Raw genomic sequence first — 24,579 nt, forward strand, 5'->3', positions numbered from 1 at the left:
ACAACATGGAAAAGGGGAGCTAAACGCCTGTTTAACTCCCTGATTTCCAAAAACTTTACAGATATCGCGCTTTAACTGTCTACAAATCCTTACGTAAATATTCCGCTCTAATTCTGTTATTTCCGAACTTTTTCACTAGGCTTTACCCCGAATCTTATTATTCGCGTGAATGAACTCATTTACTCCGGTTCATATAAGATTTTGTTTCAAAAGGGTTCGCAAGCGTGTTGGCACCTTTTGTATATGGATGAATACAGTTTTTAATTAATGTTTCGCAGGATGCACATCAGGGAAGCCCTGGTTACAGAGTTGATCCATTGACAATTACGGCTAAAAGCCCGACTCCAGATCACCAGTGTTATACCCGGTTAAAAGGTGTTATTGACCCGGTTTGTGAAAAGAAGTTGTTTCGCTATCCGTAGTTGAATCCCTAGGGATTCAGGGGCGAGCTAAGTAAACCGAGCATCGGTTAATCTCATCTGGAGGCACCCAATGAGAGTTAGCGCCCGTAATCAAGGTCGACACCGCATTCGTCCACGTGAAAAACGTGCATATCACCCACCTGCTGTTTCTCCTCTGCAAAACCTGTGGCAGCGATCGACTGAGCGGCGAGCCGCCGCCCAAATCCCGCGACATCGATACATGCTTGAGGCCCTTGAACCTCGCCTGTTATTGAATGCGGATTTGGGTGCCATCGCTATTCAGGATTTTCTGGATAATCCGGACCTCACCAGTGATTTTGCAACGGCATTTGAAGCCGGTTTCGATCGCTTGTTTGATACGCTCGAAGAAGTTGAGGGAACGCTGGATCTGGAAACCAACCTCGATATTGACCTGCCGGCTTTGCTGGATCGCGAGTACGATGGTGCAGGAGAGGATGGCAATAACGATGGCAACTTCTTAAATGATCACCGAGCTGTAGATCTTGCGTCACTGATGGACTTTACCGGTCAGCTGATAGACGCCGGCTTTGACCCTGAGAATGATTTTGTTGGTGATGTCGCCGACATCGATATGTCCGCCTTCGCTTTCTATGATTTCAACGGGAATGACACCCTTGAAATATCGGATGTGATTCGTAGCGGTATTGAGGCACTGTTCGACGACCTGGGCTTAGTGGGCTCGCATGTTTCTGACTTGATAGACCACTTGAATGGCGAAAGTGTGTCTTTTGGTGACTTCGATCTGACGGTCAGCGCTGGAAGTCTTGCCATGGACCCGGCGGCAGAAGTCGGTGAAGGGGCCTATGAGCTGACCTTTGACGTCGGCGTTGAGCTGAGCAGAAGCGATACTTTCCATTTTGACCTTGGCAGGGGTGCCGACCTGCTGGGACTGATCTACCCCAGCGATGCCAATGGCGTTGCCGGAATGCCGGAAGTGACAATCGACAGCCATTTCGGCTTTGAAACCCTGACTGGCCTCAGTGTAGCGGTTGACTTGCAAGATGTTGAAGTCGGAGTAGATGAAAATAATGATCCGATCTATGAAGAGCACTTATTTGTCGACGCAGCAACTTCCGACTTCTACCTGGGCAGTGATACACAAGTCCGGGCCGGGGTGGACACATCAACTACAGTCGGTGCTTTCGATTTTCAGATAGGCTTTCTGGAAATAAGTAACGGTGCAGGTTCAACCTTCGAGCTGACAGCCGAAGCAGTGGCTGAATTCGCTGATCCTGGTGGTGGTGACGGTATCACCTTCACCGAACTCGGTGATGTCGATTATGTTACCGATAATGTGTCCGTCAGTACTGATGGGGCACTGAATGTGCTGCTGAATATCGATGTAGAAACAATAGGTGTTGCCAGCTTTGATGACGCCTTCGACCTGCTCGACCCGGTTATTCAGCTTAGTGGCGACCCCTTCGATGCAGCGCTTCAGCCTCCCGGGAGCGACGATCCTCGAACAGCTCCTATAATTTCTTTGCTGGACTTTGATGCGCTTACGCCTTTCCGGAATATGACCGACGAAGGGTTCCTCAATATTCTCCGCCAGTTGGAAACCTACTTTTCTTCTCTTGAGAATAACCTCGACCTCTTCGGCTTTGATCTTCCATTTGTAAGTGCTACTTCTCTGTTGGATGCGTTGGGCTTTACCAGTGATATCCATGCACTAATCGATGATCTGTATGATGAAGTGCCGACGTCTTCCGGTGGTATCTCCGGTACTGCCGATGTGCCGACGTTCATTTCCGTACAGGAGTTGGCGTCTGACCTCAATAGCCTCCTGCCCGGAAGCCTTGCCGACCTCGTGCCCAGTTATAATGCCGATACTCTGGTGCTGTCGTTCGACTTTGCGTTGGCACAAACAGTCTCCATCGATGAAGGGTTCGACTTCAGCTTCGACCTGGGGCAGGTGGGTGATGTCAATGCCACTGGTGGTTTCACCGGTGACTCAAACCTCGGTATGGACTTTACCCTGGGCATGGATTTGTCTGACCCGGCTGAAGTTGCAATTACATCCACTCAGGCACTGTTTGCGCTTTACAGTAATTTCAATAGTGGCGGTAATGCAGCCTCTCCCAGTATTTCATCAGATATCAAATTCCGCCTTAAAGTAGCAGGCCGCGAAGCCGTTGATGTTGACCTTGCTGCCGGCAACTACACCGATCTGGATGGTCTGGCAACGGCCATTCAGGATGCTATCGATGCAGTTTATGCCGAAGGTGATATTAATGTGGTCGTGGATCCGGATACCGGTCGCCTGGTGATCAGCGTTGATAGTTATACAGCGGAAATCGTGACTGATAACAACGGCACTGAAGATCCAGGTGACGATACGACCGAGTTTGTTCAGGTATTGCCTTCACCGGTCACGATTGAGCTGCTGGAAGGGGATGCGCTGGAGTTCGCCAAGCTGGGTTTCAACGATGGCCAGTCAGCGACAACCTCACCCTTGCCCTCAAACGGCATTCTCAGTGGTGATGCCATCTTTGATGTGATCATCGATGGCACCAGCCACCAGATCACAGTCGCTGATGACGGCAGCAACACGAGTGTGTCGGATCTTTTGGACGACATGGAAGTAGCAATTAACACCGCTTTTGGCGCTTCGGTCGTTAGTGTCGAGCCGTTGAACGTTGTTGACAATGTCTCGACGCCTGATGATCAGGGTTTCAAGGTTCTTGCCAGTGATGGTTCTTCCATTCGTGTTGAAGGGATTAACGCAGTTGCTCAGAAAGAGTTGGGGCTGGTCAATGGCAGCAGCGCGGCTGAGGTATCGGTTGGTGCTGACTCTGATGTACTTGAGGATAGCGGTGTTGCTGAAACCGGGCAGCTCACGGGTGATGCCGAATTTACCATTGAAGCCACGGACTCCGGTGGTGTTACCACTGCAACAGCAGTCACCATTTTGTCTGCTGATACCGGTGATAATGCCTCCCTGTATGACCTGGTTGAAGATATCAATGCTGAACTGCCTGCCGGAGTCGTTGCAGGTATAGAAAGTGGTCGTCTCGTCTTCTCTGCTGTGGATGCCGATACTATTCGTTCGATCCGTATTACCAATGTATCGGGTACTGCCCAGACCGAGTTGGGTCTGGAAAATGATATGGCGGCCAGCAAGCGTGAGGAGAGCCTGGCCTTTGTCAGTGATGCCAGCTTTGGTGCCACTATAGAGTTGGATGCCAGCGGCACGGGCTCACTGAACGCCGGCTTCCTGGGTCTGGATTTTGGCAGTGTTGATGGCGGCTTGTCAGCTTCGATTAGCGGCAGCTTCGAGACTCGGACATTGGCAGGGGTAGGTGACATAACGGATATAGAGTCCTTGCTGGGGTCTTTGGGTGATATGGATGCCGTCGCCAATGTGGATGTGAGCGGTGATGTGGATCTGGCCCTTGAAGGCTTGTCCATAAGCGGTACGGGTGGTGTGCTGGATGACCTCCAGACCTATCTCGGAGGGCTGGCGCCTCCTGCCATCGAAATTCTGGTGGGCGATATTACCGGCTTTAGTGATGGCATTACCCTTGAGGCTCAAGCTGACAGCATTCCAATAGGCACTGACTATGCCGATCCAGATCTTATCGTGAACCTTAAAGGCCTGGAGGAGCTGAAACACTTCGGTGACTTTGCCTTTGCCGATGTGCTGGATGTTTTCCAGCAGGCGCGCAGCTTCCTTGAGCAACTGGTGGATATCGACTTCCTGGGTGAACAGTTACCCCTGGTTGGGCTTAACCTGGCAGATGCACTGGACTTTGTTGGCGGCATGGTCGATATCATCGACGATATGATCGACAGTGACGCGGCTACAGTGCAGGAACTGGTCGGTACACTTAACGCAGCACTGGAGCAGGTGACCGATGGCCTGATCAGCATGACCTATGAGGTCAATAGCCCGGGAATACTGGGCTTCGATATCGATTTCAGTCGTGCGGCTAATGTATTCCTGCCGGTCAATATTGCGCTCTCGGATCTGCTCGGTGCAGGGTTTGAAGACTTTGCCAATTTGGCGGGGTCGGCCAATATCGGTGCCGACTTTGCGGCCGGTTTGGGGCTCTCCTTCGGTGTTGATGTAAGCAGCATTACCAGTGGTGATCCCCTCATATACATTTTTCCGGATGAGACCGGAATCAATGTCAGTGGCGGAGGCTCCGCATCCGAAGTCAGTTTCCTGGCCAGCATAGGGCCTTTGGGGGCTTCCATCGAGGGTGGTTCGCTGGACTTGGGAGTGGATGTTGGGATCCAGCTACCGGACTGGAACCTGGACGGGTATGACGGAAAACTCGACCTGAGCAGCCTGGATATCGGCAGCATGCTGTCTGATATCACATCGGGCGCGGAAGGTGTGTTTGATCTGGATTTCGATTTTGACGCCGTATTGCCGGTGTTCGGCCAATTGGGCGGCTCATCCATTTTCCTGGGTAATCTCGACTTCCTTGCAGAGCTCGACGACCTGATTACAGGTCTGCAGTTTGACGTTGATAACCTGCCCAACTTTGACCTGATCGATTTTGATGACCTTGGCTTACTGGACACCATCCAGGTATTTGTCGAAGGGTTCGATATGGTGCTGGGCACCATTGGTGACCTCTTCTCCGGTGAACTCTTTGGCCTGAGTGGTATAGATGATATTCCCTTCCTGGGCGATGTGCTTGATGCCGCGGATGACTTTATCGAAGACATTCGCAGTGCTGTTGTCCAGCCGCTGTTGGATTTGATTGATGGCTCTCCCGAGTTTCTGGCAAATGTGTTTGAGCAGCTGCAGGATCTGATTTACGACGCTTTTGATGCCATCGGGGCGCTGCCCGATACCATTGCCGATGCCAGCGATATTCTGGTTCAGTTTGTTGATGGCGCCGGAGATCTTTTAGGCAGTTTGGATGACCTGGGTGAATTTGCCTCGATTGAGGAGCTGATCACTGCGGCCGACGGCTTTGAGTTCGCCCTCGACCTTGGTGGTGAGTACGAACTGGGCTTCGGTGATGTGGACCTGGGCTTACCAGTGCTGGGCCTGGAGATCGATGATGAACTAACAGCCGCCTTTGCCTGGTCACTGTTCCTGGGAATGGGCGTTAACCTCAATGAAGGTTTCTACTTCAAGCTGGCACCGGATGACGGTGAAGAGATCGCGCTGGATTTGAGTGTATCCCTCCCGGATGAGGTGCAAGCCAACCTGGGCTTCCTGACGGCTACCGCAACCAATTACAACGTCGGTGACTACCAGGACTTCTTTGCCCGCTTCGCTGCAGATCTGGATGACGGTAATGGCGATGGCAAGCTCACCTTCAGTGAAATTCCCAACGCCGATCTGGATGTGGGCTTTGGTGCCCGCGTCGATCTGGACTTGGGCCTGTCCCTTGGCTTCAGTGACGAAATCGATATCGGCCTGGATACGCTTGGCTCACTCTTCCCGAGTATTGGTACAGACCTGAGCCTGCAGTGGGGCTTTGGTTCCCAGGATATATTCAGCGACATTGTCGACTTTGCTACGGCGTTGCCTGAAAACGCGGCGGTTGTGATCGACAATATCACCTTGAATGTGGGCTCATTCCTGTCGGATGTCCTCTCGCCGGTGGTGGATATTATCCAGACCATCGTTGGGCCTTTCGACCCGTTGCTGGATATTCTGACCTCACCGATTCCTGTGATTTCCGATTTGGCCGGTCAGGATATTTCCCTGCTGGATATAGCGGCCCAGTTCGGTTACCTCAACCAGGGGCTGGTGGATGCGCTGACCTTCATAACCGACCTCTATGACACCGTCAGTGGACTTGATCTGAACAATGGGGACCTCATTGTTGATATTGGCGATATTCTGGGCATAGGTCCGATTGAATTCGGCGGTGATGTCGCCGATGCGGTAGACCTTTCCGATGCCAACACAGCCAATACCTTCCAGGATCAGGGTGAAGGCTTTGGCAGTATTCTTGCGGGCTTGGGCGATGGTGGCCTGAGCGGCTTGGGTACCACCCTGCTTGGCTCCGGCAGTATAACTGGCAGTGTCATGAGCCAGGCCGGGACCAGCGGCGGTGCCTTTGGAGGCATGAGCGATAACGGCCTGATCTTCCCCTTCCTGGAAGATCCTACTCAAGTCATCGGGCTGCTGTTTGGTCGTGACATGACCCTGATTTCCTTCGATTTGGCACCCTTGGAATTCGGTTTTGAATACAGCCAGTTCTTCAGTATCTGGGGGCCGATCGGGGTCACCATTGGCGGGGGTATCAATGCTCTGATCGACTTCGCCTTTGGTTACGATACCTATGGTATCCGTACCTTTGCTGACAACGGCTTCAGCAACCCGCTGGACCTGATGGCCGGTTTCTATATCTACGATGATACCCCGGCACTGCCAGGCGTGGATGTGCCTGAAATTGTACTGTCCGGTCAGCTGACAGCTGCTCTGGCGATCAATATCGGCGTCGCAGAGGCGGGTGTCGGGGGCGGTATCTTCGCTACTGCAGCAGCCAATCTGAATGACCCCAATGATGATATGAAGGTGAGGCCTGCTGAAATCTGGTCCTACCTCTATGACGAAGCGGCGGGTGAGTTCACCTGGGAAAATGTGATCTGCATCTTCGACTACTCGGTGCTGATCGAGGCCAAACTGTTCGTCTACGTTGAGGCGCTTTGGGGACTGTGGGAGAAAAGTTGGGAGTTTGGCCCGTCCCTGCCACTGCTGGATCTTGAATACAGCTGTGAGCCCGATCCGTTGCTGGCAACCGATATGGGTGACGGTACCCTGCGACTCAATATGGGTGAGTACGCCTCTGAGCGTATTCATGGGCCAACTGATGACGTGGCAGAAGACTTCAGCGTCTATCTATCTGGCGATAATGTCATGGTGGAAGCCACTATCGGTGGCGAATCCTGGACCAAAAACTACGGCAGCCAGAGCAAGTATACCCACATCATGGGCCATGCCGGCTTGGGCGATGACACCATCGATCTATCCGGCATGACAGGAAGCTCATACCTGACCTCGGATCTGACCGGTGGAACCGGCAATGACACCTTGATCGGTGGCGGTGGTGAAGACGTAATCTACGGTGAAACCGGCATTGATACCCTGTTGGGCGGAGGTAATAACGACTTTATTGATGGTGGTTCCGGTGATGACAAAATCAGCGGTGGTATGGGTAACGATATCCTGCATGGTCGCCTGGATGACGACATCATTCTGGGTGATGGTGGTAATGACATCATCACGGGTGAACAGGGTGAGGATATTATCAGCGCCGGCAGCGGCGATGATCGCGTCTGGGGTGGCCAGGATATCGACTGGATCGCGGGCGGAGAGGACAACGATACCCTGCAAGGTGATCAGGGCGATGACCTGATTTGGGGGGACTTTGACTTCGATATTGATGGTGACTTCAACGTTGCCATGAACGGCCAGGTGCCGGCCTTGATCAATGCCTCCAATACCGGTGATGACTGGATCAGTGGTGGCGGTGGCTCCGACTGGATCTCCGGTGACAAGGGCAATGATCTGATCTGGGGGGATTCCTTCTTTGCCACAGAAGCAGACGGTCAAACCATTGTCACTGAAACCGCCAGTTTTGGTACACGGCCCACGCTGGACCTTACGGCCTACAATACCGCCGGGCATGATGTGATCTCGGGTGGTGCGGGCAACGACCGCATCTGGGGTGAAGACGGTAACGATGTGATTCGAGGTGACCTGGATGATGACATTACCGACCCGGATGATCGCTTTGATATGGGTACTGGCAGCGCTACCGGCGATGACTGGCTGTACGGTGGACGCGGCTCGGACGCCATGTTCGGTAACGACGGCAACGACCACCTCTACGGCGGTTCAGCCGGGGACTACCTGTTCGGTAATGACGGGGACGATGTAATTGAAGGGGCGGCAGGCCGTGATGCCATCTTTGGTGATGATGGTGAAGTGGAAATCTTCGAAGCGGGCGATCCGATTCTGCCAGCTGGTACTTATTCCGCCACCACCTTTGACCCCAAAACGTTGCGAACTATCAATGCAGCCAGCTCCAGCGGCAATGACGAGATCGACGGTGGTGTCGATGATGACTTCATCTTTGGTGGCAGCGGGCTGGATGACATTACCGGTGCCGGCGGTGAAGACCTGATATTCGGGGATAACGGTGAAGCCCTGTTCGAATATCACGAAGATATAGGCATCTCGCTGTTCACCGAGCTGCATTCGCTGGACCATGACCACGGTGGCCGAGACGAGATTGAAGGCTTTCTGGGCGCTGACATCATCATCGGTGGCAGTGGTGGCGATGTGATCAATGGTGATGCCGATGGCGAGCTGCAGAGCGATGACATCATTGCTGGTGACCATGCGGATGTATATCGACAGTTGGATGTCGATAACCTGCGCGCGGTGCTTGCAACCATGAATACCGTTGATATCGACGGTCCCGGAGTCAATGGCAATGACTTGATCGCCGGTGGTGGCGGTGACGACATTGTCTTTGCCGGTCCCGGCGATGACCAGGTTACCGGTAGCGAAGGTAAGGACGTCATTGTCGGTGACAACGGTGAACTCTCCTTCGTTGATGATGCCGATATCGATACCCTCGACTTCGTACGCACACTTAACTTTGATCTGACCGGTGATGACTGGATTTCAGGTGGTGCTGCTGCTGATATCGTGATCGGCGGTGGTGGCGAAGACCATCTCTACGGTGACGATATATTCACCCTGAATGAGGGTGGAGATCCGACCGGCTTCGCATCCATTGATGACGCCGATGCCGGCGCCGATATTTTGATTGGTGACCAGGGTGAGGTGTTGTTGACCCTGGGGCTGATTCGCGAGGTGCGCTCAACCGATACAGCTAACACGGATGGTGATAACGATGTCATCCGCGGTAACCAGCACGATGATGTGATCATCGGTGGTGTGAACGGTAACCCCGAGCCGGACCAGCTGTTCGGCGACGAGGGCGATGACATCCTCATCGGTGACGAAGGTGAAGTCATCTACAGCGCCGATTATGACGACCCGGAAAACCCGGTGCGGGTGCTGGTACGCTCCACCGATTTCAGTCTGGGGCACGATGATGAAATCCATGGCAACGATGGCGAGGATCTTGTACTCGGTGGCGCCGGGGATGACTGGATTCAGGGGGATAACGAAAACAACACCGTTGCTGCTGCTCCGGCCAGCGATATCCTCTTCGGTGACCAGGGACGTGTCGATTATGTGTTGGGACTTGTCGATAGCATAACCGCGACGGATACCCTGGACGGCGATGGCGGAGATGACACCATCGAAGGTAACGATGGCCGTGACTTCATCGTCGGCGGTGTCGGAGATGACCATCTCTCGGGTGAGGGTGAAACTCAGGGCAGTGTGTTCGGGCTGGGTCACTATGATGACATTATCCTGGGCGACCTGGGCGTGATCCACTACAACGGCCCAAGCGAAGATGATGGTGACCCGCTCACTATTGATGAGGTGCGTACGACCAGCCCAAGCCTGGGCGGCGAGGATACCATCTTCGGTAACAGCGGTTCCGATATCGTCTTTGGCGGCGCCGATAATGATGAAATTCATGGCGATGTGTTCGCCAACAGCGGCAATTGGCAGTCTGCCATCGCCGGTAGCCAGGACTGGCTGCTGGGGGATAATGGCCAGCTGCTGATGGAAAATGAAATGCCGTTGGTACTGGAGTCTACGGATACCGATACAGGCGGTAACGATGTTATCCATGGCGATGACGGTGATGATCTGGCCATGGGGGGCATCGGTGACGATACCCTCTACGGCGAAACCCAGCTGGATGAGCTGGGCCTGATGACCGGTGCCGCAGGCAACGATAGCCTGCTGGGCGACAACGGCCGAGTTGACTGGGTCCTCGACAGCGACTCCGTAGCAGGACGCAGTGAGCTGGGTACCTTTGACCTGGATGGCGAGACACCCAACAAGGGCACCCTCGACCGTATAATGACCATTGCTCCCACTGACGGCGGCAGTGATGTGATCTTCGGTAACGGAGGCCAGGATACCATCATGGGCGGCACTGGAGGCGATCGCCTCTGGGGTGACAGCGGTGATGGTGGCGACTTCGGTGGTGGTACGGGAGCAGATGGTGCCGATGGCAAGGATCTAATTTTTGGTGACCATGCCAAAGTGTATCCGAGTCTGGCAGCCAGTAACGATGACTTCCTGAAGAATGACTTCTTTGCCATCGATTTTGCAGAAGAGCATGCCGGTGGTGACGATGTAATGTTCGGTAACGGCAATGACGACATCATGCTCGGTCAGCAGGGCGATGACATTCTCTTCGGTGGTCTGGGCAACGATGACCTCATCGGTGGCCATAACGTCGAAGGTGGCATTGATGAGCAGGAAACCCTGATTTCATCCGACTATGACTTTGCCGCTGATCAGGCTCTCAAGGATTGGGATCCGACCGACCTGGATAATATCAACGACATCCTCGACGCCGGTGCTGGCAACGATTCCGTAGCCGGTGATAATGCCGTGATTATTCGCCAGGACGGTGGCAGCACCAGTCCGCGCTTCCAGATGGTGGGTGAGGGTGGATTGCTCTATGAGCTGAATCAGGTTGATGTGGCTGGAACTTTGGTGGACGAGTCCTTCTCGGCCAACATTGCTGAAATTGATCAGGCCAACCCGGATCATGGTGCAGGCCGCGATATCCGCTTGCTGGATCACAGTGATACCATTGAAGCCGCAGCCGTGAGCGATCCGGGTGCGTCCCACACCTTTGGTAACGATGTAATGACCGGTGGTGCCGACGATGACGAAATGTTCGGTCAGCTGGGCGATGACATCATGCAAGGTGATGGCTACGTCGAGCTGGGTACCGCATTGGGGCCTTATGTCGCAGGACTGGGTATCGATCCTTCATTTGCATTGGGCGTCAGTGCCTGGACAACCGGCCTTGTCAGTACCGGCCAGTTGGGACTGCGTCTGGTCGAAAACGCCACTACGGATGGCGATGACTACATGGAAGGTAACGGTGGTAACGACCGCATGTACGGTGGTCTGGGTCAGGATGACATGATCGGTGGCAGCTCAAGCCTCTTTGGCCTTGATGATGACTCAAGCCTGCGCCCCGATGGGGCTGACCTGATGTACGGTGCCTCCGGTGATCCTGACCGTTTGGATCGTAATGACGAAAGCGGTGGCCATCGTCAGGATGCCGATGTGATGCTGGGCGATAACGGCAATATCTACCGGATGGTGGATGGTGACGGAAATTATCTCCAGTTCAACTACGACAACTACGACGAAACCGACCCTGAAATCCGCGTTCGTTCTATCGACTTGCTCGATTACGGCTATGACGTGGGCTACGACGCAGGCACCAATACCTTCACCCTGAGCTTCGATCAGGGTATCGGCAAAGGCGACCTGATGTTCGGTGAGGCCGGTGATGACATCCTGCGCGGTATGCATGGCGACGATGTCCTCTTCGGCAACGCCGGTAACGATGATCTCTACGGCGAGCACGGCAATGACTGGGTCTCCGGTGGTACCGGCAACGACGGTATTCTGGGTGATGACGGTCTGCTCTATACCAGCCGTAACAGCACCGACTATGGTGAATCCCTCTACGGCGTAGCTGCTCTGGATGAAACCAATCTGGAAATTTCCACTCCGGGGAACCTGCAGCGTGCGGTGATCAATGTGGATGGCGAGCTGAAACGCACCGCAGATCTGATCGCTTTCCGCACCACCTCTGATGCCAGCGCCCAGCAGTTCAATGACATCATCTTCGGTGGCTGGGGTACGGACTGGATCCACTCCGGTGACGGTGACGACGCCGTGTCCGGTGCTGAGGCCCTGCCGTTCTACTACGCCGCCGATGGCACCACCTTCACGGCGGTGAACGATCTGCTGAAAGAACAGCAACAGGCGCCTAGTGTCGGTGGCAGCAGTACTCAAGCCAACCCGTTCTGGTACGCGATTGCACCTTACAACCCGGGCGATATCCTGCGCTTCGAGGGCAACGCCAAACCGGATGAATTTGCGCTCTACGATGAGTACTTCCCGCGTGAACGAATCTGGATAGATCTGGATACCGGAGAACGCGTAGCCCTTGCTGACCTCCCTGATCATGATGTTGCAGATTTCCTGCTCAACTTCGATGCTTCCGAAGGTGCCGATGAAACTGCCTTCCCGGATAACCAGGTTGATCTTAAAAACGACGGTAACGACCGCATCTTCGGTGACCTGGGTAACGACTGGATCGTCGGTGGTACCGGACGTGACCACATGTACGGTGGCCGCGGTTCGGATCTGATCAACATGGATGATGATCATTCCACAAACGGTGGCGTCAATGACGACCCGGATGCTTTCCAGGCCTATTCGGACATCGTCTATGCCGGTTCTGGCCGCGACGTGATGATCCTCAACACCGGTGCTGACCGTTCCATCGACTGGGTAGGCGAGTACAACAGTTACATCGTGCCCTTCAGCCCCTTCGGTGCCTTCCATATCAGCCGCAGCTTGCAGCCACACCTGCAGGATTACCTGTACGACCTGTCGGAAAGCGATGGTGCCGACCAGACCCTGCCGGATGGCGGTCTGTTCGTAGAACAGAAAAACGACGATGTACGTACCGATGATCCGGATCCGGCCCGTAATTACGAGCCCTTCGGTGAGCTGGGCATGGTGCTGCAAAGTGACTACGACTGGAATGATCAGACTGGCGCGCCATCTGATCCTCAGCCGGGTAACCTGCAGGGACCGCGTGAAATCATGCGTCGTGAGCTGTTCACCGATGAATCCGGCAACGGTAATGGCGGCGGCAACGGTGGCGGACAGGGCAATAACAATATCCTGGCCTTTGCCGAACTGTCCGGAAGCTGGGCAACAGGTTCAGGCGCTTATAGCGTAACCCCGGAGACTCAGGGTGCAGAAGCCATCTCCCTGTATTACCTCGATGCGGATCAGCCGGAATATATGGAAATTCTGGCTAGCGTTAATATGGAAAAAGATCGTGCCGGCTGGAAGTCCAACGCCTACATCATCTTCGACTATCAGGATGAGCAGAACTTCAAGTTTGCCGGTCTGGAAGCCGGTACCGACAAGGTGCAGATCGGTCATCGTACCGAGTGGGGCTGGGCAGTGGATACCCAATCCAACCTGCGTCTGCGCGATGGTCAGTCTTACGATCTTACGCTAGTGATGCACGGCACAGTCGCCACACTCTATGTGGATGGTGCGGATCCGCTCAGCCACAACTTCGCTGAAGCGCTTAATGATGGCTACCTCGGTGTAGCTACTGATGGCGGTCGAGCCAGCTTCGATGACTGGCAGATCCAGAAGCTGCCGCCGGTGATCACACTGGAGAAAGTGGACAGCTTCGATGATGCCAGCAACCCGCTTGGCTTGAGCAGTGGTGACTTCAATGTCAGTGACGGTCTGTTGAACGGCAGCAGCGGTGATCTGGCAACCACCGAGTTCGAGATCCAGTCCTTTGCCAAACTGGTTATGGAAACGGTGCTCTCTGGCAGCGGTGAGGGTGGTCTGGTATACGACTACTACAGTTATACCCAGTACAAGTTCGTCACCCTGGATATGGATAGCGGCGAATTGCAAATGGGCCATGTCACCGACAAGGGGGCGCAGATTGACACCAGTATTGATGTCAAACTCACAGGCAACGGCGATCATACACTGGGCCTGAGTGCACTTGGCGGCGGTGTAAGCGTGAGTGTAGATGGCACTGCCGTCACCGGCCATGTGTATAACAGCCTGGTTAACGATGGCGATATGGGTGTACTGGTCAGCAGCGGTAGCCTTGGCTTCGATAGCCTGACTCTGGCGACCGATGACCCGGCCTACCTGAATGGTGAAAATCAGGTGGCTGACAAGCCGGCGGCTGATCCTGTCGGTGCGGACCAGATACTCACTGAAGAGCAGCTGGCCCTGATGGTCGATGCCGGCAAACTGCGTTGGGCTGAAATACTGGGCGATCGTCCGTCCATTGAAGCCTTGAGTGTTGATGACTTTGTTATCACTGACCTTCCGGGACAGACACTTGGCATGACTCTGCCGGATGGCCGTATCCTGATCGATGGCACAGCCGCAGGCTACGGTTGGTTTGTGGATGATACCCCGTTGGACGATGTCGAGTTTGATAGCACCTCTGAAGTAGACGGTATGGATCTGCTGAGCACCGTCATGCATGAGATGGGCCATGCCATTGGTGTTGAAGGTCACGCCGGTGATGGCGAAGACCTCATGTCGGCCAGCTTGTCTGAGGGTGAGCGCGAGGTTGAAACCAGCCTGGTTGACGATGACCCTGCAACTGGACCAAGCGATGGTCAGGTATTCGAGTATGTGCTGGATGTGGCTGGCGAGTATTCAGAGGGCAGTCCAAATGCCCATGCTGATGGGCTGGTGGATTGGTCATCGACTGAGGCTTCTGGCAGTAGCCATGTGCCAGCCAAGGCCGCAAGTGGTTCCAGAGTGTCTGCCTTCCCTGAGTTCCTGTTTGAGCTGGATCAGTTGGCAGACAAGAGCGCAAACCATCCACTGAAACGATAAAAGGAGGGTGATCTGAACACTGTGTCCACTGGCCACCCTTCGGGGTGGCCAGATTTGTGTATGCAGCCTGAAATAAGCGTCCTTAAGTGACCTCAAACGGGGTCACAATTCAGCCTTAAAACCCACGTATCTCGGCGGTTACACAGGTCTCAGTGGTCTATAGTGAATAAGCAGTCTGAGTGATCACGCAAGACAGTGATGCTCAAGTGGTGGAAGCAGCATAAACCAGATGAAGGATACGAGATCATGGCAACTTCAGACGCTCAATCGTTCGATCAGGCTAAAAGCGAAAAACGCCCCACAACCCCCAAGGTCAGCTGGGATGACTCTCAAATGGCCAGCAGTTATGCCAACGTCGTTAATGCCGTCAGCAGCCGGGAAGAGTTCACACTGTTTTTCGGTACCAACCAAACCTGGAACGCCAGCGACAAGGAGCTGGTTGTTCATCTCACCAATCGCATCATGCTCAACCCTCATGCAGCCAAGCGCCTGCTCACCTTGCTGGCGGCGGTAATGAAGGAACATGAGCGTCGCTACGGCGAAATCAATATCGAGCCTACCGCAGCCAAACCGGCCGCGACTGCAATGAACGGCTGAAGGAGCTGAGGCCATGACCGCTCAGCGGGCAGGCTTGCTTGATAGTGTCAGCTGGCGCCAACTGACCCACTCAGTGGAAGACAGCGAGTTTTTCTCGGGCTGGCTGACACTGCAGATTGAAATGGTGGGCGGTGTTGTCAGCGGTATTATCGTTTTTGCCCCGCCGGGTGAGGAGCGCTTTCGCCCGGTGGCGGTTTGGCCCGCGGGCCGCACACCCTTGCCAACACTCATGCAGGCGACTGAACAGGCACTGGCCAGGCGTCAGGGGTTGGTTCGGCGCCTGGAAGCTGACCAAAGTACGGATGCCACTCATAGCCTGGCCTTCCCGGTCATGGGAGAAAATCGTGTGTGTGGTGTGGTGGCCTTGCTGGTCCGGCGGGTAGACGACGCGGATCTACAGGCTGCACTAAGGCAGCTGCAGTGGGGGTCTGCATGGCTGGAAAAACACCTGCTTCAAGATGAAGTGGGAGAGCTGCGGCAAGTCGTTGATCGAGCCGGCCATGTGCTGGAGTTGGCAGCCTTGGCGACAGACCACGAACAGTTCGGCGTTGCGGGCAATCTTGTCCTGGTAGAGCTTTGCAGCCGCTTTCAATGTGACCGTGTTTCCCTGGGACGGCTGCATGGCCAGCATATCCGTATGCTGGGAATATCCCATACCGCCAATTTCACCCGGCGCATGAACCTGGTACGTGCGCTGGAATACGCCATGGAAGAGGCGGTCGATCAGTCGCGTGAAATCATCTATCCCCAAAACGAAGATACCGAGCCGGCGGTATGTCGCGCCCATGCTGAATTGGCACGCCTGCATGGAACCGGTGGCAGAATTCTCAGTATCCCACTGGTCTCAGGTGACCGGATTTTCGGTGCCATGACCTTTGAATTCCCGGAAGGGCGTGAACTGAGTGAATATGACCTGGATACCTGCAGCGCCGCATCCGGGCTGGTGGGGGCCATACTGGATGCCAAGTGGCAGAATGATCGGCCTTTACCGGCCAAGGTGCTGGGTGCATCCAGACAAGGGCTGGGGCGTATTTTCGGGCCGGGGTATCTGGGGCGTAAGTTATTTCTGCTGGGCCTGCTTCTGCTTGTGGTGTTTTTCCAGTTCGCCGTGGTGCCGTTTCGGGTCACCAGTGATGCCGTGCTGGAAGGGGAAGTACAACGAATTTCGGCAGCGCCTTTTGATGGCTTTATCGCCCAGGCCAATGTGCGGGCAGGGGATGAGGTACAGCAGGGCGACCTGCTGGCACAGCTGGATGATCGGGACCTGCAGCTGGAGTTACATGCCTGGCAAAGCCGACGTATCCAGTACAGAACCGAGATGCAGCAGGCCCGCGCTGAAGGTGATCGCGCTGCAATCGGTGTTCTGGGTGCTCAGATTGAAGAAGCTGACGCGCAAATTGGCCTGCTTGAGCAGCGTATTGAGCGCACCCGCGTGGTGGCGCCCTTTGATGCTTTGGTCGTTGCCGGTGATCTCAGCCAGTCCCTTGGCAGTGCCGTGCGCCAGGGCGACACCCTGTTTCAGTTAGCGCCGCAGGAAGGGTACCGCATCGTTGTGAAAGTGGATGAACGCGATATCAGTGAAATGCAAAGCGGGCAAACGGGCGAGTTGATTCTGTCGGCACTTCCGGATGATCGTTTTCCCCTTCGAGTGGAGCGCGTAACACCGGTGACTCAGGCGGAAGAAGGAGGCAACTTTTTCCGAGTTGAAGCCCGACTGGAGAATCAGGGTGAAGGGCTCAGGCCCGGCATGGAAGGGGTAGCCAAAATCGAAGTCGGTGAGCGCAAGCTGATCTGGATCTGGACCCGGCGTTTGGTCGGCTGGATACAGCTGCAGCTCTGGAAATGGATGCCTTAGGCAAGCGGGGGTGAACCATGGCCGAGCAACAGAACCCCTACTGGTATCGTGTTGCCAGCCTTAGGCCACGGATTAGACCTCATGCTCATCTGCATCGCCAGGAGCAGCGCGGGCTTATCTGGTATGTGCTGCAGGACACCGCTTCCGGACGCAATTTCCGTTTTACCCCGCAAGCCTATCAATTTCTGGGGCTGCTGGATGGCAGGCGCAGTGTTGAAGACGCCTGGTTGCACTCCCGTCGTGTGCTGAGAGAGGAGGCGCCAGAGCAGGAGGATATCATCCGTCTGCTGTCACAGTTGCACTCTTCGGATCTGCTGGATGGCTATCAGCTGCCTGATCCGGAAGAGGTGTTCTCCCGTGCCAACAAGACCCGCAAGCGAAAACGCTTGCAGCAATACCTTTCCCCGTTGGCGCTGCGTATTCCCCTGCTTGACCCTGAGCGGTTCCTGCAGAAAACACGTCCGCTGGGGCGTTTGCTGTTTTCCCTTCCCGGTGCGTTGATCTGGCTGGCAGTGTTGCTGGGGGGCGGCTGGGTGGTGGTGGCCGAGTTTGATGCACTTACCGACAACCTCACTGATCGGGTGCTGGCCGCAGACAACATCCTGATCATCCTGATTGCCTTTCCCTTACTGAAGTTGGTGCATGAGTTTGGGCATGCTTATGCGGTATCACGCTGGGGCGGGGAGGTGCACGAAATGGGGGTGATGTTTCTGGTATTCATGCCCATTCCCTATGTGGATGCATCCGCCGCTTCGGTTTTCAGAAGCCGTTGGCAACGTGCCTGGGTGTCGGCGGCGGGGATGTATGTGGAAATGTTTATGGCGGCACTGGCCGTGATCGGCTGGTCATGGATGGAGCCGGGGATGCTGCGCAGTATCCTGTTCAATATCGCCCTGATCGGCAGTGTAACCACCTTGCTGTTTAACCTTAATCCACTGTTGCGATTCGATGGCTACTACATCCTTGCCGACGTCATCGACATTCCGAACCTGGGCACCCGAGCCAACAAGCATTTTCAGTATCTGTGCCAGCGGTATTTGCTGGGGCTGGAAGATGCTGTTTCACCCGCGGTTGCGAAAGGGGAAGCGGCCTGGTTCTGTTTTTTTTCCGTGGCGTCTTTTTGCTACCGCGCCGTGGTCGTGAGCCTGATCGCGCTCTTTGTGGCCGGCAAGTTTTTTATCATCGGTGTCCTGTTGGCATTGCTGGCGGTGACCATGATGGTTGTTGTCCCGCTTACCAAACTGTTCTGGTTCCTGCTGACCAGCTCCAGAATGCATCGACGGGGGGCGCGTGCTTACCTTGGAGCCGGCCTGGCATTTACTGTCATTGCAGCCGGCATTTTCATGCTGCCCTTCCCGCTAACAACATACGCGGACGGGGTGGTATGGGTATCGGAAGATGCCGAGGTTACCACTGCCGAAAGCGGTTTTGTTCAGGCCGTACCTCATCCCTCGGGCAGCTTCGTCACTCAAGGTCAGCTGGTGTTGCAACTCTCAAATCAGCAGCTTGAAATGGAGCTGATGGCGGCACTGGCCCGGCAAAAGGCATTGCTGGCTCGCTATGCTGCAGACCGAGCCCATGACCGTGTTCGCTCAAAGTTAACAGCCATTGAACTGCGTCATAACCAGACCCGAATTGATGATCTGAGACGCAGGTGGGAAGCCCTGTCCCTCTATGGCCAGAAAAGCGGAACCTTGCTGGTGGGCAATACCCGGGATATGCCCGGCAGCTTTATCCACAAGGGGGAGGTGCTGGGATTCGTCGTTGCCGAGGAGAGTGTGCGTATCCGTACGCTGGTCGAGCAGGGAGATGCCGGGTTATTGCGGGACCGACTGCAGGGCGTACGCGTTTTGATGTCGGATAACCTGCAGCAGGAGTACGGTGCGCGTATGGTGCGTCAGACGCCTGCCGCAACGGACCAGCTGCCATCACCGGTGCTGTCTACTCAGGGTGGAGGACAAGTGGTATTGAGGCCGGATGCCACCGAGGGGGATGCCCGCGCCATGAACACCCTGTTTCATGTCGAGCTGGCTTTCGAGCAAATGCCTGTCAGGCCCAAGGTGGGACAGCGTGTACATGTGAAGTTTCTTCTGGGGTATGAGCCGGTGGGCTACCAGTTGCTGCGGCGTGCCCGTCAGCTGTTTTTGTCACGGTTCCAGTTGTGAGGTGAGTGATGAAGGTGCGCAGTGCCATTCTGTATCCCGAGCGACAGGCATTAGAGCCTCACCCGCCTCTTCTGGAGAGGCTGGGAGCGCTCTGGCAGGGGCGGAGTAAGCAGCTCGTAAACGATAGGGCTGACGTGTCGGTTTTAAAGAATCTCAAGGCATCCGCGGATCAAAAGGGACTTCAAACTTTGTTACTTGAGCAGGCCGATACGCCCGATCAGCGGGCGCAATTGGCATTGCAGGTGCTTTCGCCAGCACTGAATCAGCTGGACCCTGATAGCTCTGTAACCACGCCTGAACTGGCGCTGGCAGAGCAACTGTTGAATGGAGAATGTCTGGCCTGGCCTGGTGTAGAAAGCCGTTGGCGGGTGGCGATCATGGCTGCTGCAGCGCTCACCCTCTCTGGAACGCCTGTTCAGGTAGTGCATGCGACTCAGGCCGGTGCTCAGGAAACCTGGTTACTGGCAGAGCCTTTCTATCGTCAGCTGGAGGTGCAGGCGGGGTTGATCCAGCCACGAATGAGCGCGAGCCAACGCACTGCTCTGTATGCCGACGGGATCACACATGTATCGATCAGTGAACTCATGCTGGATTATCTACGTGATCGTCGTCTCCGAGACGCATACGAAGGCGAGCAAACCCGGCGCATCAAGCGTTGTCTCACTCATTCGGGCATCAGTCGGTCACTGATTCTACCCGGCTTGAATCATGCCATTTTGGTGGATGGCCGTAGCCTGTTGTGTGAGTCGGCAATGACCTCTGTTGTAGCCAGCGATCGCATGGAACTCAATGAAGAAGAAATGCTCACCTATGCACTGGCAGGTATTGCCGGACAGCTGGCCGATTCGCGGGACTACAATCAGGAAAACGGGGCTGTAGAGCTGACGGCCGAAGGGCGGCAGCGCCTGTTGTTATTGAGCGAAACCCTGCCACAGGGCCTGCGTCAGCAGGTCGGCTTGGAACAGCAGATTGTGCTGGCGCTTACCGCATTCAAATGTCTGCAGCCAGAGCAGGATTATCAGTTTCATGATGGGCAGCTGATATTGCGAGAAGGGCTTTTTCCCGGAGGAGAACACGCCGCTTTAAAAGCCTATCTGGCCGTTCGAGAAGGGTATCGGCCAGGACAAAATCTGTCCCTGTCGGGACGCCTGAATTACAGGCGTTTCCTGCAGCGCTACCGCCACCTTTATGCACTGGTTGACCGGGCAGACGATATCGCTGCTGAAATTCAGGAGCACTATCACCTCAGGGTTAAGGCTCACACCAAAACTGATCTACCCCTGCCCTCAGTGATTTATGATACCTCTGCCGAGGCGATTACCCATCTGCTGGAGCAGGTAAAACAGCAAGCGCAGACATCAGGCGTGGTGATCTATGCCGGGCGCACGGCTGATGAGGCACTTCCAGTGTTAGCAGCGCTGGATGAGTCAGGTTTGGCCTTCGATGAAATGAATGAAACCAGCACAGCCAGCCCGCTATCAGATATCGGGGTACTGACTGCCAGCCACGATTGTCTCGACAAACTCAAACAGGGCGTTTTGGTTGATTGGACAGTTTATAGCCTCCAGCCCCTGTTTGTTCGGGACTGCCATTGGTTAGCGGCCTGGGATGCACGACCCTTGTCATTGCTGTCACCGCTGCAAAAAAGCCTGATGAATCCGCGATCGGAGCATAAGGCTGTCAGTGGGTGGTCGCTTCGGTTGCTGAAGTCTGCCTTTCATCGTGAAGCAAAAGAGCAGCGTGCATTAAGGCACTCCATGATGGCCGCCGATGAACACTACCGTCACTTGTTGAGCTTTACCGGCAACGAGGAATAGGAGCTGAGCCATGCTTAGAACAGTCGCAACAGTGTTGGTGCTGATGGGATCCATGTCGTTAATGGCACAGGAGCCGAGTTTCGAGTGCCTGATTGAGCCCTGGGTGGAAGTGCGTCTGGGGGCTGAAACGCAGGGAATACTGCAAGAGGTTGATGTTGAGAGGGGGGATCAGGTTGCCAAGGGACAGCTGGTTGCAAGGTTGGTGACTGATGTTCAGGAAGCGACGCTGGCGCTGGCCAAGGCCAGGGCTGAAAATCGCCTGCCGATTGAAATTGGGCGTGCCCGTGCGCGCTATGAGGCGGTCTCATTGGGACGCAAGCAGGAGCTGCATGGCAAGCAGATGATTTCGGATCAGGAAGTGGATGAGGCCCGCATCACGACCCGTCTGGCGCGGCTGCAAACACAGGATGCCGAGGTGCAGCACCAGTTGCAGCAGTTGGAGTTGGGAAGGGCCGAAGCCCTGGTGCGTCAGCGGGAAATTCGTAGCCCCATTGATGGCCTGGTGGTCGATCGGACACTGGTACCGGGCGAGTATGTCACTGAAGGTGAAAAGGTGGTGGCGCTGGCGCAAATCAATCCGCTACGGGTTGAGGCTTATTTGCCACTGTCCATGATCGGTAAGGTTCATAAAGGCAGCAGCGTGACAATCTATCCATCGCCCCCGGTAGGCGGAGAGTATGCGGCTGTGGTGCATGTGGTCGACCGCGTGGTGGATGCAGCCAGCGGCACTCTTGGGGTAAGCATTCGGCTGGAAAATCCAGACCAGCTGACACTGGCAGGTGTTGGCTGTCGGGTGCGTTTTGAGCCTGCACAAGGGGCTGCTTTGGCAGCCCACTGAGCAGAATGAGGTTAAAGTGAAAAGCGCTGCAGCAAGGCTTGCTGTTCGCGTGCATATTCCAGCAGTTCGCGGCTGCTGCTGGATGCCTGTCGGGCACCTTCGGTGGTTTCCTGAGCGGTATCGTTCAGCCCGTTCAGAGTCTGGCTGACTTCTTCCACAGCATCGGTCTGCTGACGGGCAGCTTCGGTGATTTGGGTACTCAGACTGCCGATATGGGCAATGGCACCGTTCAGTGATTCCAGCGACTGCTTCGACGTATTGGCGTGTTCTACACACTGCTGCGTCTGGCCGTAGCTGGACTTCATCACCGTTACCACACGCGAAATGCTGGTTTGCATATTCTCCACCATGGACTGGATTTGGCCCGTGGAGTTTTGCGTCCGGCTTGCCAGTTCGCGCACTTCATCAGCTACCACGGCAAAGCCTCGGCCGTGCTCACCGGCGCGTGCAGCTTCGATAGCAGCGTTCAGCGCCAACAGGTTGGTTTGTTCGGCGATATCTCGGATGGTGGACAGAATGCTGTCGATCTCGCTGCTGTAACTCGCCAGCTGATCGCTGACACTAACGGCCTGCTGGATGCCTTCTGCCTGGGTGTTAATGCTGGTCAGCGTTGCCTGCAGGTTATCCGTCAGGCTGTGACTCAGGCCCTCACACTCGTGTACGGCACTGAGGGTAGTTTGGCTGTGACTGGCTACCTCCGCCACGCTGCTGGAGATTTCGGTGGCTGCCGAGGCTGTCAGTTGCAGCTGATCGCTCTGGTGTGACATGGCCTGGGTAGTCTGCTCGCTAACGGCAGAGCTCTGGCTGGCAACACTGGCCAGATGCTCGGAGCCGCGCGTAATGGTAGTCACCATCTCCCTCAGCCCGGCAACAACGTCGTTGAGTGACTGGGCCAGCTCGCCGAATTCATCCTTGCGCTGGTCATCAAAGCTGACGCGGAGATCCCCGTCACGCAGGGCAGAGAGCTGCTGGCGAATGGCGCTCAACGGCTTGCGCAGGGCCTGAATGGTCAGCAGGGCAATAATGGAGGCCAGCAAAATGGCAGAGCCGGTCACCACAAGGATGATCAGATTGCTGAAAGACTGGGTCTGCTGGCCCTTGTCCCGTGCTTCGTTAGCGCTGGTTTTTGCGTGGGAAACCAGCGTTTGAGAGGCCTGGGTAAATTCATCCACCAGGGTGGAAAGTGCCTGGAGGGTTTCGCTCAATTGGGCGCGGCTGTCGAAGACGCGGTTGTGCAGGGCAATCACACCCTCATCGCCAAAGAGCATGGATTCCAGGCGTTCTGCCAGAGGTGCAATCTGTTTGGCACGGGGCGAAACCTGGGCAAACTTTTCCAGTACTTCAGGCAGGCTGCCCTGATTGTTGGCGGCATCGGCGTTCAGACGTTCCAGCTCACCATGACGCTGGAAGTTAAACAACATGAAACGGTAGCTGTTGGCCGTGCGTGTAACCTGGCGGATGCGCTGAATACCGTCACTGTTTTCTGAAGACGAGAGGTAGTTGCGTGCCCAGCTGGTAAGCGCATCGTTCTGGGTGAAGAACTGGATGGACTGCTGCGATACCTGCTGGCTTAGCTGACGTTCTTCTTCATGCAGCTGAAAAAGGGTCGATGCCAACTGGTCCAATTCAACCGCTTGCTGCTGCATCTGCTTCAACAGTTTTTGTTCTTCACCCTGCGACTGGAGCTGCGTTGCGAAGCTGTCCAGCTTTTGGGTCAGCACTTTGTAGCTGTCCTGATAGTCGGAACGATAGGATTCGAAGGATGCCTGCTCGCGCTGTGCCAGTGTGCCATAGAGGTTGGTTGTGGCCGTTTTCAAGGCCTCGGTTTGCTCGTAGCTGTTTTCGGTGAGGGGTAAAACCCGGTCCGTGACCAGGCTGAGTCCATTACCCAGGGTGCGGCTGGCATACAAGCCGGCAGCACCAACCAGAATGATGAATAAGACGAGGAGTGCGAATCCGAGCATGATTCGCTGGGTAATATACAGCTTCATGGCAACCCTGCAGTTATTGTTATTAAAGGGTGTTCTTATGGATTAAGGGTATTTGCTTACGCCGGTGGTGTAAATAGCTAATAGACTGTCGCAAGCTTCTATCACTTATGGGGTGGATCAATGATCACGCATTTTTCCCCTTCAAGGCCAGCTTTACACTGGTCATCGCTGTACATGGCGATTATTCTTCGTGATTAAGCTGTTACTTAATTAACCTGGGACAGGTCTGATGTTCAAGTACACACCGGATAAGAGATCAATCCGCTTTCGTATCGGCAAGGCACTGGAAAAAAGCCTCGAAATGATAGGTATGCGCACCCTCGATGCGCAGTTCATGTTTTCCTACATCCTGATTTTC

At 55.0% G+C, this 24,579-nt stretch carries 7 protein-coding genes; 6 read left to right on the plus strand and 1 reads right to left on the minus strand.

The genetic code is table 11. The features are described from left to right. The first annotated feature begins 642 nt into the window (after positions 1–642). From O3C79_RS08305 to O3C79_RS08330, 6 genes are all read left to right on the plus strand, one after another. A complete protein-coding gene (locus O3C79_RS08305) occupies positions 643–14,958 on the plus strand; it encodes an LEPR-XLL domain-containing protein (protein ID WP_494385547.1) in 14,316 nt (4,771 codons plus the stop codon). Positions 14,959–15,204: 246 nt separating this feature from the next. Further along, the gene (locus O3C79_RS08310; protein WP_076462711.1) at positions 15,205–15,555 is read left to right on the plus strand and encodes a DUF3467 domain-containing protein; all 351 of its coding nucleotides are present in this window, start codon (positions 15,205–15,207) and stop codon (positions 15,553–15,555) included. A 13-nt stretch (positions 15,556–15,568) separates the two neighbouring features. Further along, entirely contained in the window at positions 15,569–17,410 is a 1,842-nt protein-coding gene (locus O3C79_RS08315) for a GAF domain-containing protein (RefSeq protein WP_494385548.1), read from the plus strand. A gap of 17 nt (positions 17,411–17,427) precedes the next feature. Beyond that, positions 17,428–19,575 (plus strand): site-2 protease family protein, encoded by a 2,148-nt coding sequence (locus tag O3C79_RS08320; protein WP_494385549.1) that lies wholly within the window; start codon positions 17,428–17,430, stop codon positions 19,573–19,575. A gap of 188 nt (positions 19,576–19,763) precedes the next feature. After that, on the plus strand, positions 19,764–21,392 hold the full coding sequence (locus O3C79_RS08325) for a hypothetical protein (protein ID WP_494385550.1): 1,629 nt from the start codon (positions 19,764–19,766) through the stop codon (positions 21,390–21,392). Positions 21,393–21,402: 10 nt separating this feature from the next. Continuing rightward, positions 21,403–22,230 carry an efflux RND transporter periplasmic adaptor subunit gene (locus tag O3C79_RS08330; protein WP_494385551.1) on the plus strand — a complete coding sequence of 276 codons (828 nt, stop codon included), beginning with the start codon at positions 21,403–21,405 and terminating at the stop codon, positions 22,228–22,230. A gap of 11 nt (positions 22,231–22,241) precedes the next feature. On the opposite strand, the gene O3C79_RS08335 is transcribed toward O3C79_RS08330, so the two are convergent. Then, on the minus strand, positions 22,242–24,221 hold the full coding sequence (locus O3C79_RS08335) for a methyl-accepting chemotaxis protein (protein WP_494385552.1): 1,980 nt from the start codon (positions 24,219–24,221) through the stop codon (positions 22,242–22,244). Between the last annotated feature and the right edge of the window lie 358 nt (positions 24,222–24,579).

Source organism: Marinobacterium sp. NO-S09 (genome assembly GCF_059179545.1).